The organism is Paenibacillus phocaeensis, from assembly GCF_900021165.1.
Classification (GTDB): Bacteria; Bacillota; Bacilli; order Paenibacillales; family Paenibacillaceae; genus Fontibacillus; species Fontibacillus phocaensis.
This window is the reverse complement of the sequence record NZ_FCOQ01000031.1, coordinates 1-12543: the sequence shown is the minus strand read 5'-3', so window position 1 is coordinate 12543 and position 12543 is coordinate 1. Positions and strand designations below refer to the sequence as shown.

Below are 12543 nucleotides of genomic sequence, written 5' to 3'. Positions count from 1 at the left end.
AGGAGAATCCTCTCCTACTCGCTTTTCGTTTTGGGCTCTGGAATTAAGAGAGCAGCGCTTTAACAGCGGCCACCGGTTTTTCGTAATCCGGATGCTCGGTCATTTCCTTCAAGACTTCCACGTATTGAATCTTGTTGTCCTTATCCAGGACAAACACGGCACGCATGTCGAGCGCGAACTCTTTGATAAGGACGCCGTAGGCTTGGCCAAAGGAATTGTCTTTATAATCCGACAAGGTAATTACCCGGTCGACGCCGGCGGCGCCGCACCAGCGGGCTTGCGCAAAAGGAAGGTCCGCACTGACGGTCAGCACGACTACGTCTTCTCCAAGACCTGCGGCTTCCTGATTAAAGCGGCGCGTTTGCGCGTCGCAGACGCCCGTATCGAGCGAAGGGACCACGCTGATCAGCTTGATTTTGCCGGCATAGTCCTGCAGAGTTGCTTCTTCCAGCAGGTTTTTATTCAAGCGGAAATCCGGAGCGGTATCGCCGACTTTGAGTTCCGGACCGATCAATGTGATCGGGTTGCCTTTAAAAGTAGCTACATTTGCGCGTTCTTGGGCCATGTTCATTTCCTCCTAGACAGATGGATTTATTCAATCAAATTTAATTATAATCGTTTTGAAAAGAAAATGTCCAACATTAGGAAAAACAAACGCAAGGAGGGTTCCGATGATTTTCATAAGATACGAAAACTGGAGAAGTTACCTGCGGTATTATCCCGTGACGTGTTTGCTCCTGGCCGCCAATATCATCATGTTTATCGTGCTGGCGGTGAATGGAGGTTCAACTAATCCCTATACGCTGCTCAAGTTTGGGGCGCTGAACAATCACCCGCAGTTAGCCGGCGAGCACTGGCGATTGCTCTCCTCCATGTTCCTCCACCGGGGGTTCGACCATCTGTTCTCGAATTCCTTCGCCATTCTGGTGTTCGCCCCGCCTCTGGAGCGGCTGCTGGGCTGGTGGCGGTACGGATTGCTCTATCTGAGCAGCGGGCTTGTCGGGAATCTGATCAGCATGGGGCTTCACCCGGTTGGTACGGAAGCCTATATCGCCGTTGGGGCGTCAGGAGCCGTCTATGGCGTCTATGGCGCATTTCTTTACATTGCCCTGCTGCAGCGGCAGCTGATGGATGAAAGTTCGCGTAAGACGCTGTACAGCCTTCTAATTATCGGGGTGATCTATTCGGTATTGGTACCGCAAATCAACCTAGCGGCTCATCTTGGTGGGCTCGTCGGCGGGTTCTTTATCTACGGATTGATCATCCGGTTGTTAAAACGGCGTTGAACCAAAGGAGTGTAAATGGTACATTAAATTTAGACTATTCTAGCTACTTGGATTTAAGGTTCAATGTTCGGAGCACATGCGAAATGGAGCGATCAGATTCGTGGAATTAAGACAACTGCAATATTTTGTAAAAGTGGCGAGGAAAGAGCACGTGACTCAGGCTGCCGAGGAGCTGCACGTCGCCCAATCGGCGGTAAGCCGGCAAATTCACCAACTCGAGCAGGAGCTTGGCGTTAATTTGTTTATGCAGAAGGGCAGGAATCTCCATCTTACTGCAGTGGGGCAGCTGTTCTGCAGCCGGGTGGAGATGATTCTGAAGGATCTCGACCGGGCTGTGAGCGAGGTGCACGAATTTCTTGATCCGGAGCAGGGGGAAATCCGTCTGGGTTTCCCGAACAGTCTGGGCATCCATATGATTCCCAGCGTGGTGGCGGAATTCCGCAAGCTATATCCTAACGTGAAGTTTCGTTTCAGACAAGGGACTTATCCAACATTAATCCGTGATGTCGTGTCCGGCGAAGTGGACTTGGCTTTTATCTCTCCGTTTCCGGAAAATCATGATCAGGTGACCGGGAATGTGGTGTTGACCGAGGACCTCGTGGCGATCCTTCCGCCGGGTCATCCTTTGGCAGGCGAGCAAAGCATCAAGCTCAGCCAGCTCAAAGATGAGAAATTCATCTTGTTCAGCAAGGGGTATTCGCTTCGGCCGATTGTTTGGCATGCCTGTCTGGAAGCGGGATTCACGCCAAAAATCGCTTTCGAGGGCGAAGAGACCGATACGATCCGGGGGCTGGTTGCGGCCGGAATGGGCGTAAGCCTGCTGCCGGAGATGGCGCTGTTTCAGAGCTTCACGCTCCAGCCGATTCGCGTGCGCATCTCCGAGCCGAAGGTCACGCGCACGATTGGGCTGATCCACCGGGCGGACGAGAAGCTGCCGCTTGTAGCGCAGTCGTTCCGCGTCTTCCTGCTGGAATACTTTGGGCTTCAGATCGATACGCCGCCGAGTCAGTGATTGATTAGTTATGTAAACGTTTCCTGAAATGAAGAACGAAAAAATAAGGCTGCACGCATCCGAGCCAATGGGCTCGGGATCGTGCAGCCTTTTGTCTGATCTGCTGATTAATCGCGGTTGCTGGTGAAGATCAAAATGTAGCGAAGCAGCTCCAGAATCGAGATCAAAGCAGCGGCCACGTAAGTTAAAGCGGCAGCGTTTAATACTTTGCCAACCCCGCGCGACTCATTCGGGGAGATAAAGCCCTGTTCAAGCATCACCTTGCGGGCTCGGCTGCTGGCGTTAAATTCGACCGGCAGCGTGACGATCTGGAACAAGACGGCGGCGGAGAAGAAGATAATCCCGAGTCCGATCAAGTTCAGCGCGCCAAAGAGAAAGCCGGCTAACAGCAAGAAGGGGGCGACGCCGGATGCGAAGTTCACCAGCGGGAACATCCGATGGCGAAGCACCAGCATCGGGTACTTCTGCTTGTGCTGAATTGCGTGTCCGACTTCGTGACAGGCAACCGCAACGGCGGATATCGAACTCTCGTAGTACACCGGCTCGGACAGACGGACCACACGGTGAATCGGGTCATAGTGGTCTGTCAGGGCACCGCGTACCGGCTCGATCGGAACATCATAGAGGCCGTTGGCATCCAGCATGCGTCTGGCGGCGTCATGTCCGGTTAAGCCGTAAAGGTTCGACACCTTCGCCCATTTGTTAAAAGTACCTTTGACCCGAAACTGCGCCCACAGGGAGAGCCCGAATGCCAACAGAATCGGGATGAGCATCACGTCTGAATACATGAATCATTCCTCCAAATGAATTAGTTGTCAAGGATGCAAACAGAGGTTGAGTAGAAATATAGGTTAGGAAAAAGGTCCGTGGTTCATTAACAGCCGGATCGCTTCCATGCAGGCCAGACTTTGCGGCAATAAATTGGCGAAAGCGCGTTTGGCCTGGTTGGGCTGCAAGCTGGAAATAAGCGGCTCCAACTCTTTGACCTCGCGTTCCAGCTGCTGCATGTGAAGCTCCAACGAACTCAGCTTCACCGTGACTTGTTCTTCGGGGGTCACGCGATTCCATTGGTCCAGCTTCTCGCGAATCTCTTCCAACGTATATTTCTCCTGTTTCATTTGATTAATACGTTCCAGCCTGGTCAAGGTTTCAGCACTGTATAAACGATAGTTGGTCTGGGTGCGCTTCTCCGGAGAGATCAATCCGAGCTTCGTGTAATAATCAATCGTTCGCTCGCTGACATCGGCTGCTTTGGCCAATTCTCCGATCCGGTATAGTTTATTTACTCCAATTCCATCACCTCTTCCGAGAGATCCAAAAAATTGCTTCTATATCTATTCTATTTATCCTCATGATACTTAACAACAAGCATACAGTCAAACGTTATGCTTTATTTTTATCAGTAACTATAAAGACACTACAAATAAACCTAACATATTATGATAGATTAAATGCGGGATATCGCTTTTTTTGAAAAAAACTATTGTCATATCTGCTTCTTTCGTCTTATAATCACTTTAACAATTCATTTTGTGTAAGGAAACTTAACATTAGGGGAGTGTTAAAGATGAAGAAGAAGTGGCTTTACGGTGTACTCATTTTTCTCGCATCATTTGCTTTTCCGGTTTCGGCATTTGCCGCGGAGGGAGAGGTGACGGCTCCAGTGCTGGAGCTGGGCCTGAATTCGCTGTTCGTATTCGTCGCAGCTATGCTGGTGTTCTTTATGCAAGCTGGCTTCGCTTTGCTGGAAGCAGGTACGGTTCGAATGAAGAATGCGGGGCATGTCGCCGGCAAGACGGTCCTTACTTTAGGAATATCCGTTCTTGCTTGGTGGCTGATTGGCTTCGGTTTCGCCTTCGGTGACGGCAACAGCTTCCTGGGGACAACCGGCTTTCTGTTTGGGGGCGAAGGAGATATTGGTTCCTTTAGCGTATTCTCTGAAATCGGCGTACCTTTAAATCTGATGTTCCTGTTCCAAATGGCGTTTGCGGCCGTATCGCTGGCAATCGCATGCGGCGGGATGGCGGAACGCGCCAAGCTTAGCGTATATATCATCTTCGGTACCATCTTTATCGTGCTGATCTATCCGATCGTAGCTCACTGGGTGTGGGGCGGCGGCTGGCTTGGCAATCTGGGAATGCAAGACTACGCGGGATCGACGGTTGTTCACTTGACCGGTGCTACAGCGGCGCTTGCGGCAACCATTCTGCTTAAACCGCGCCTTGGCAAATACAATAAAGATGGCAAACCCAACAATATTCCCGGCCATAACCAAGTGTTGACCGTACTCGGGGTCATTATCCTGTGGATTGGCTGGTTTGGTTTCAACCCGGGGAGTGCTTTAACTCCATTGGGCGACGGATTCTTCGGCTATGTCCTGATGACGACCAACCTGGCTGCTGCTGCCGGCGCGGTGGCTGCCCTGCTGATCTCCTGGGCGGTCATGGGGAAATCGGACATTCCGAGCATGCTGAACGGCGTTTTGGCTGCACTGGTAGCAATCACGGGCTCCTGCGCTTTCGTTGATGCTTGGGCAGCGGTCGTTATCGGGGCGGTTGCTGGTATCCTGACCTTCTTTACAGCAAGATGGTTTGAACGTGCAGGATTGGACGATCCGATCTACGCTTTCTCCGTACACGGGATCGCCGGGGTGTGGGGAGCGGTCTCCACGGGTCTGTTCGCAACGCCTGAGCTGGCGGAAACAACGGGTGTAGGCAAAGCGGGCTTGTTCTATGGCGGAGGCTTCGGGCAATTGGGCGTTCAAGTGCTCGGGGTGATCGGAACGTTTGCCTTCGTACTGGTGCTGTCCTTCCTGATCCTGGGGATCATGAAATGGACGATGGGCCTTCGCGTTACTGAAGAAGAAGAAACCATGGGTCTCGATATCAGCGAGCATGGCACCTACGGTTATCCGGAGCAAATGAACCTGCTGAACAAAACCACTTCGTCCGGCATCCCTGCCGAATAACTTTTAGGATAGAGGAAAGGAAGTTGGGGTTATGAGTCATGACACGGCCATGAACAACTCAAGCTTAAGCGCGATCCGGTCTGCCGCAACTCCCGGTTTGCTGAGGGCGGCCAGAATCGATGAGCAGAATCGCTTGTATAGCCAGCTGACATCGATGCCGGTCCAAACGTGGAACCGCGAGGTCTCGGACCTGCATGATGCCGTCATGACCCAAGCTTGTCGATGCTGCGAAGAAGAATTGATCCGGGAGGGCTTCGGCCCTCCTCCTTCGCATTATGCATTTATTGCTTTTGGGAGTGCGGGCCGGGCGGAACCCACGTTGTGGAGCGATCAGGATAACGGCTTGATTTACGGAGAAGGCGACGAAGAGCAGCTGGCAGCTTACTTTGAACGCTTTGGTCACAAGCTGTCGGAGATTCTCGAACAGGTCGGCTATCCCCCTTGTCCTGGCCGCGTGATGGTATCCAATCCGTTGTGGCGCGGCAATCTTGCTTCGTGGGAGAGGCAACTGCAGGAATGGCGGGAGGTTCTGGCATGGGAGCAGGTAAGGTATATGATGATTGCCGCCGATATGCGTCATATCTGCGGGGATGCGGTGCTGACAGCTGACTTGCGCCGGACGATGAAGAGGATCGTGGAGGCGGAGCAGGGCAGCGATCGCGATGTCGTGACGGCTATCCTGCGAAATACGGTCCGACATAAGGCGGCGCTGAATATTTTGGGGCAAGTCATCACCGAGCAAAGCGGCGAACATGCCGGGGACTTCGATGTCAAATACGGGCTTTACATCCCGATCGTAAATGCCGTGCGTTATTTGGCTTTGCAATACGGGATCGAAGCCTCGTCTACCTGGGAACGAATATCCCAGTTGGTTCAGCTTGAGGCGGTGCCGACCCGGTGGCTGGAATCTTGCAGTCGTGCGTTCGACACGGCGGTGAAGCTTCGATCTCTTGTCCCGCCTGAGATCGAGGACGGCTTGCTGACAGGCACCCACTATTTGCCTCAAGACATGTTAAAGCAGAAGGAGCTCCGGCGCGAGCTGCGGGAATCGCTCAGTACGGTCAAGGTCATGTACCGCACACTCCAAAGGCAGCACCGGTATGCGGAAAGGAAATGGTTATGAAAGAACCGATGAAGGGGAATGGTGGTTTTTGGGATGCTTTTAAGGGCGGCGGAGTGTCGCCAAGGATCGCCTCGATGCTTGGCGCCCCCAGCGCGCAGCAAATCGCGTTCGTTCGTTCATTAACCAAAGGGCAGCGCCGTCCGGAGACGCTTCACGTTCCGTTAAGTGAACTGAAAACAGCGGTCTTCGATTTGGAAACAACGGGATTTCACTACCATTACGGGGATGAAATCCTGTCCTTCGGAGCCGTCAAGGTGGAGGGGGAGCGGATCAGCGATGAAGTGTATTACTCGCTCGCCAAACCGGCGTGCCAAATTCCCGAGCGGATCATCGAGTTAACCGGAATCACTCCGGAGATGGCCCAGTCGGCTCCAACTTTGCTCGAGGCGCTGCGCGAGTTCATGGCGTTCGTCGATGACCGGGTGCTCGTGGCTCACGGCAGTGCACATGATAAAGCCTTTCTGGACGTGGCGTTATGGAAAACAACCAAAGCCCATCTCGGACACCGGGTGCTTGACACGATGATGATCGCCCGGAAGCTGGAGCCGGAACGGCGAATCTCCGGCGGCTTGGATGAATGGCTGGAGGTGTACGGGATTCCGGTAACCCAGCGTCATCATGCGCTTGAGGATTCCAAGATGACGGCTCGTTTATGGACGGCGCTGATCGAGAAGCTGAAGGAGCAAAATGTCTTGACATTAGGTGACCTGTACACTTTTTTAAGCAGGACATAACCTCCCTTCCGGATGGATTAGGGTTCATCTGCCGTCGGGCTCTCCCGAATCTTGATTGGCCTTAGAACATAACCGCCGTCTTGCGCATCAATGCCATAAGCCTGAAGTATCAAGCCGTCCGGTTTGCCGGGCGGCTTCTTTGTCGGGGCCGGCCGCCCTCCAATCAGGTACAATTTAACGCGGGCCGCAAAATTCGGCAACTGGCGCAGATCCTCCGGTGAAGGCAGCGGCGGCGTGCCGGGATGGGTATGATAGACGCCGAGCAATTGCGGATCGAAGCAGCTCCGGACCCAGACGGCTGGATCCAGCTCAAAAGCGTGTTGCGGGGCCTCGGCGTGATTCGAAACGGATAAATAACGTTCGATTGTTCCCCTGCGGCCGTCGAACGTTCCGAACAGCAGGCCGCAGGCTTCCTCCGGGTATCGGCGTTGCCCGTCTAGCAGTATTTCGTCTTGAATGTCCAGCGGTACGATCCACAGCGGATCCATTTTGCGAGCCTCCGTTCAGTAAATCAGCTTGATCTTTTTCTCGATCCATTGTAACAAATCGTTAAAAAAGGGTACAATATGTACGGTAAACCTATCTAATAGATAACGGCATACAAAGGACGGACACAAAATGAAACGTAATCGATGGGTCATAGCGGCGTTGTTGGTGCTGCTAGCGATCGCCTTGCTGGACCGGGGAGGCCAGGAGGGTTGGTTTGCGGGCTTCAACAGCGGCTCCAAGGAGAGCGGTAAAGAACCTTCTCTGAGCGCGATGGCGGCAGAAGGAGCGCCGAAGCCGGGAACGGCTGCGCCGGCTTTCTCTTTGCCGGGATTGGACGGGAAGACGTACGAGGTAGGAGGCAAGCGGGATAAGGTCCTGCTGCTGAACTTCTGGGCTTCGTGGTGCGACCCGTGCAAGGAGGAGGCGCCCGAGCTGAAGGCGTTGGCTGAGAAATACAAGGATTCCCTGGACATTTATGCCGTCAATGTCACGTTATACGATAAGCTGGACGAGGCCAAAGCCTTCGTCAAGGAATATGGCTACACCTTCCCGGTTCTTCTGGACGAGAAGGAGGAGCTTTACCGGAAATTTAACGGGATTGCTTTTCCGACGAACGTGCTGATTGACGAACAAGGGGTTATCCGCGAGGTCATCGTAGGGGTTATCCCCCCCGAGGAGCTGGAAGCCAAGATCAAGAACTTGATTTAACGAGAAAGGCCCGACCCCCGTATGAGCACGGGGTGTCGGGCCTTTCGTGCTGTATGATGTTTAGTGGTTGACCAGTCCCCATCCGGCGGAAGGGATCTCTTCGTAGTCCTCCCGCTTCGTCTGCCCCAGCAGGGCGTAACGAATACTGTCGACGAGCGCTTCCCAGCTCGCTTCGATGACGTTGCTGGAGACGCCGACGGTGTTCCAGGAGTTATGGAAATTCTGAGATTCGATCAGCACGCGCACTTTCGAAGCGGTGGCGTCCTTATCGTCGAGTACGCGCACCTTATAATCGGACAGATGCATCTCTTTCAAGCCCGGATAGTAAGTGATTAAGGCTTTGCGGAGCGCATTGTCCAGCGCGTTGACCGGACCGTTGCCTTCGGCCGCGGTGTAGACGCTTGCCCCGTCAATCTTCAGCTTGACGAAGGCTTCGGAGACGACGGGCCGGTCCGCGGTTTTCTCCACCAGCATCTTAAACGATTCGAAGACAAACAGTTCCTTCAAATCGCCGTTCGCTTGACGCAGCAGTAGTTCGAGCGATGCGTCCGCTCCTTCGAATTGATATCCCTGATGCTCCAAATCTTTGATTTTGGCGATGACTTGCTTGGTGTTCTCGTTCTCGGGATCGAAATCGATTCCCATCTCCTGCGCTTTGGACAGGATGTTGCTTTGTCCGGCCAGCTCAGACACAAGCACGCGTTGACGGTTGCCGACCAGCTCGGGAGCGATGTGCTCGTACGTCCGCGAGTCGCGGAGAATCGCGGAGACATGGATGCCTCCTTTATGGGCGAACGCGGCGTTCCCGACGTACGGTTGGTTCACCGGCATATGCACGTTGGCGATTTCGCTGATGTACCGGGCGGTCATGGTCAACTGCTTCAGACGATCAGCCTCGAGTACCTCGTACCCCAGTTTCAACTGCAGATTCGGGATGATCGAGCAGAGGTTGGCATTGCCGCAGCGCTCGCCGTAGCCGTTCATGGTGCCTTGGATCTGCGTCGCTCCGGCACGTACGGCGCTGAGCGAGTTGGCAACGGCCAGCTCACAATCGTTGTGGGTATGGATGCCCAGCTTCGCGCCGGGGATCGCTCCGGACAATGCGCTGACGATATCGTATACCTCATGCGGCATCGTGCCGCCGTTCGTGTCGCACATGACCAGCCAGTCGGCGCCGGCCTCCCCTGCTTTGCGCATGACGGACAGCGCGTAGTCGGGGTTGTTCTTATACCCGTCAAAGAAATGTTCCGCGTCAAAAATAACTTCAAGACCCTGCCGCTTCAGATAAGCGATCGAATCGAAGATCATGGCGAGGTTTTCTTCCAGGGTGGTCTGCAAGGCGGTATGCACATGGAAATCCCACGATTTCCCGACCAGTGTCGCGGCCTGAACGCCGGCTTCCACCATTCGGTTGAGGTTGGCGTCATGTTCAGCCAGGCTGTCTTTGCGGCGCGTGCTGCCAAAAGCGGTGATCTTAGCCTGCAATTGCAGCTCCTTGACCCGCTTGAAGAATTCGATATCTTTCCCATTGCTGCCCGGAATTCCACCTTCAATATAATGGACCCCAAGCTGGTCCAGCTTTCTGGCGATCTTCAGCTTGTCGTCCGCCGACAGGCTGATTCCCTCGCCTTGAGTACCGTCGCGCAAGGTTGTGTCGAAGATGGATATTGGCTTTGACATGATCGAAGTATCCCCCTTTGGCAAGGTATGAGGGTGGTTAGCTCTCACCGCATGTTTAGTTTTTAATTAATAATTATAACACCAACATTTTAAATGTAACACGCTTTTTTAAGATTGGCATCGGTCCAGGTTGACCGGCTATCCGCAGACGGGTATGCTGAAGTTAGGAGTAACGTATGATAAACGAGGGGACGAAAGTGAGAGATACCGCTGATTATTACCCTGCCCGGGGAAGAGTCATTTTGCATGTCGATATGAACGCTTTCTATTGTTCGGTTCATGAGGCGGAAGAACCCGACCGATATCGGAACCGCCCTACGGCTGTCGCCGGAAGTGTGGAGCTGCGCAAAGGGGTGATCGTCACCTGCTCGTATACTGCGCGCAAAATGGGGGTATCGACCGGGATGACCGTCAGCCAGGGGCTGAAGAAATGTCCCGAGCTTATCGTCATTCAGCCGGATTTCCACCTGTACCGCAAGTATTCCCGAGCGTTTATGGACATCGCCTATGAATATACCCCCCTCCTGCAGGCCGTCTCCATCGACGAATGTTACCTGGATATCACCGGTTCCAAGCAATTTGGCACCCCGCTGGAGATTGCCCATGAAATCCAGCAGCGGATCCGCCAGGAGCTGGGGCTTCCTTGTTCAATTGGGATCGCTCCCAATAAGCTGCTGGCCAAGATGGCATCGGATATGAAGAAGCCGAACGGCGTTACCGTACTGCGCATCAGAGACGTGCCGAAGCTGCTATGGGATAAGCCGTGCAGCGATTTATTTGGGATCGGCCGCAAGACGGCGGAGAAGCTGAAGACGATGCGCATCTACACCATCGGGCAGCTTGCGGCTGCCGATGAACGGAAGCTGATCGAGCGCTTTGGGGTGTCCGGTTCATGGATGAAGCGGGCAGCCAACGGCCTGGACGATTCACCGGTGAGCGACGAACGCGAGAAGAACAAATCGATCGGCCACACCACCACGCTGCCGCGCGATATCAGCCGGATGGAGGAAGTGCAACGCGTGCTGTTGAACGTGGCGGATCAAGTGGCTCGGCGGCTGCGGCGGCAAAACCTGATGGCACAGACGATTCAGATTACGATCCGCACCCCGGACATGAAGACGATCACCCGATCGCAAAGCCTCGATACGGTAACCGAACAAGCGGAGGACATTTACCGCGAGGCCTGCGAGCTGTACCGCCGCCATTGGAGCGAAGACAAGCCGGTTCGACTCCTTGGCATCACGCTGCAAAATTTGGTTCCCAAGGAGGAATCCGCACTGCAGCTGGATCTGTTCGATTATGAACAGCAGCCTAAGAAGGAGTCGTTAACGCGTACGATGGATATGCTAAGGGACAAGTTCGGCGAAGATGCCGTGCTGACAGCAGGAATGCTTACCGACGATCCGTCGGCTTTGATCCGGAATCATCGGATTCGCGGGACTTCCCTGCAGACCGATTTTCTTCGTGAGAACCGAAGCGATGAATCGGATGGTCCTCGTTCGGCCAAGGAATGATCACGTATTGGAATTGGAATAATACGGAAAACGCATTGAAATTGCAAACTATTTATATTATATTGGTCATGGTGATATAAAAACACCGGACTCGTACCGTTTATTCAGGAGGCAGATAAGAGATGGCGAAATATACTTGGGTTGAGAAAGACACTTGCATCGCTTGTGGCGCTTGCGGCGCGACAGCACCGGATATCTACGATTATGACGATGAGGGTTTGGCCGAAGTCATCTACGGCGAAGACGGCAATCGCGGGGTTACGGAGATTCCGGAAGATCTGTACGACGATCTCCAGGACGCTTGCGACGGCTGCCCGACGGATTCGATCAAAATTGCGGATGAGCCATTCAATAAAGAAGGCTAAACCTTGGAATAATGGGTTCAAGGAGCGCCCCAACGCCGTTATGGCGGGGGGCGCTCTTTTTTATGCGAGTACGGGTGGATTGGATACTCTACATTCTAGTTCCCGGGGAACTAGAGCGGGTCTCTCCTGATCGAAAGGGATTATTCTGCAAAGAGGGGGGGCGAGGGCTACCGGGCCTGCTGGGTAGGTACTAAGTCGCAAAAATGCGGGATTGGCGAATATTGGGTTAGCATCGTCGTTCGCTCTGCCGATATAAGTAAATATTGGTGATTTCGCGACTACTCTGGCATGGAGGAAATGATGGGGAACTCGGCTTATCTTAAAAAATACGTGGAAAACCACCCAAACAATAAAATGGCCTGGTATTTGCTAGGCAAAGAATATGAAGCCGCCGGACAAGCGGGGAAAGCGCATTATTGCTATATTCAGGCGGGCAACGTGTACGAAGCGTTTGAATCCAGCAAAATCCCGCTTCCGGAAGAGGTGTTGTCCGGCTACAAAGAAGGGCTGATGAAGGAGACGCACCGGCGAGAGAAGCGAGGCCGGTTCCTGCGCAAGCTCAGCCTGGCGTTGTTAATCGCGCTGCTGATCTGGATTCCTTCGGCCCATGCGCCGGGAGATCGACCGGCGATGGTGCCGGATTCGGCCGGCGCCGATCTCGGAG

General features: G+C 53.7%; 14 protein-coding genes. 9 read left to right on the top strand and 5 right to left on the bottom strand.

Annotated elements, in window-relative coordinates; translation table 11 throughout:
- Positions 1-43: 43 nt before the first annotated feature.
- Complete coding sequence (tpx, locus tag BN3795_RS19585; RefSeq protein WP_068786386.1) at positions 44-565, bottom strand: thiol peroxidase; 522 nt, start codon at positions 563-565, stop codon at positions 44-46.
- Between the two features lie 106 nt (positions 566-671).
- On the opposite strand from tpx, the gene BN3795_RS19580 reads away from it, so the two are divergent.
- Positions 672-1286, top strand: a complete 615-nt coding sequence (locus tag BN3795_RS19580; protein WP_068786385.1) for a rhomboid family intramembrane serine protease — start codon at positions 672-674, stop codon at positions 1284-1286.
- 100 nt (positions 1287-1386) lie between these two features.
- Positions 1387-2298: a LysR family transcriptional regulator gene (locus tag BN3795_RS19575; RefSeq protein ID WP_068786384.1), complete on the top strand. Its 912-nt coding sequence runs from the start codon at positions 1387-1389 to the stop codon at positions 2296-2298.
- A gap of 107 nt (positions 2299-2405) precedes the next feature.
- Here the strand turns inward: BN3795_RS19575 and BN3795_RS19570 are convergent, their stop codons facing one another.
- Both BN3795_RS19570 and BN3795_RS19565 read right to left on the bottom strand, forming a co-directional pair.
- Positions 2406-3086 (bottom strand): zinc metallopeptidase, encoded by a 681-nt coding sequence (locus BN3795_RS19570; protein ID WP_068786383.1) that lies wholly within the window; start codon positions 3084-3086, stop codon positions 2406-2408.
- 63 nt (positions 3087-3149) lie between these two features.
- Positions 3150-3590 carry a MerR family transcriptional regulator gene (locus BN3795_RS19565; RefSeq protein WP_068786382.1) on the bottom strand — a complete coding sequence of 147 codons (441 nt, stop codon included), beginning with the start codon at positions 3588-3590 and terminating at the stop codon, positions 3150-3152.
- Between the two features lie 275 nt (positions 3591-3865).
- Here BN3795_RS19565 and BN3795_RS19560 point away from each other — a divergent pair, with 275 nt between their 5' ends.
- The 3 genes from BN3795_RS19560 to BN3795_RS19550 are packed head-to-tail and all read left to right on the top strand — an operon-like array spanning position 3866 to position 7123.
- Positions 3866-5266, top strand: coding sequence for an ammonium transporter (locus tag BN3795_RS19560; RefSeq protein WP_068786381.1), 1401 nt, complete (start codon positions 3866-3868; stop codon positions 5264-5266).
- A gap of 31 nt (positions 5267-5297) precedes the next feature.
- Positions 5298-6389, top strand: a complete 1092-nt coding sequence (locus BN3795_RS19555; protein WP_068786380.1) for a DUF294 nucleotidyltransferase-like domain-containing protein — start codon at positions 5298-5300, stop codon at positions 6387-6389.
- A complete protein-coding gene (locus BN3795_RS19550; RefSeq protein ID WP_068786379.1) occupies positions 6386-7123 on the top strand; it encodes an exonuclease domain-containing protein in 738 nt (245 codons plus the stop codon). Before BN3795_RS19555 ends, BN3795_RS19550 begins: the two co-directional genes overlap by 4 nt.
- Before the next feature lie 17 nt (positions 7124-7140).
- On the opposite strand, the gene BN3795_RS19545 is transcribed toward BN3795_RS19550, so the two are convergent.
- Entirely contained in the window at positions 7141-7611 is a 471-nt protein-coding gene (locus BN3795_RS19545; RefSeq protein WP_068786378.1) for a M67 family metallopeptidase, read from the bottom strand.
- 130 nt (positions 7612-7741) lie between these two features.
- Between BN3795_RS19545 and BN3795_RS19540 the strand changes: the two genes are divergently transcribed.
- Positions 7742-8320 carry a TlpA family protein disulfide reductase gene (locus BN3795_RS19540; protein WP_068786377.1) on the top strand — a complete coding sequence of 193 codons (579 nt, stop codon included), beginning with the start codon at positions 7742-7744 and terminating at the stop codon, positions 8318-8320.
- 60 nt (positions 8321-8380) lie between these two features.
- Here BN3795_RS19540 and cimA read toward each other — a convergent pair whose 3' ends face one another.
- Positions 8381-10000, bottom strand: coding sequence for a citramalate synthase (gene cimA, locus BN3795_RS19535; protein ID WP_068786376.1), 1620 nt, complete (start codon positions 9998-10000; stop codon positions 8381-8383).
- 176 nt (positions 10001-10176) lie between these two features.
- Between cimA and BN3795_RS19530 the strand changes: the two genes are divergently transcribed.
- The 3 genes from BN3795_RS19530 to BN3795_RS19520 all read left to right on the top strand — a co-directional run.
- A complete protein-coding gene (locus BN3795_RS19530) occupies positions 10177-11514 on the top strand; it encodes a DNA polymerase IV (protein WP_408635054.1) in 1338 nt (445 codons plus the stop codon).
- A gap of 122 nt (positions 11515-11636) precedes the next feature.
- Positions 11637-11879: a ferredoxin gene (locus BN3795_RS19525; protein WP_068786375.1), complete on the top strand. Its 243-nt coding sequence runs from the start codon at positions 11637-11639 to the stop codon at positions 11877-11879.
- Positions 11880-12176: 297 nt separating this feature from the next.
- Positions 12177-12543: tetratricopeptide repeat protein (locus tag BN3795_RS19520; RefSeq protein ID WP_269800222.1), on the top strand; the 367-nt coding region annotated here is incomplete at its 3' end.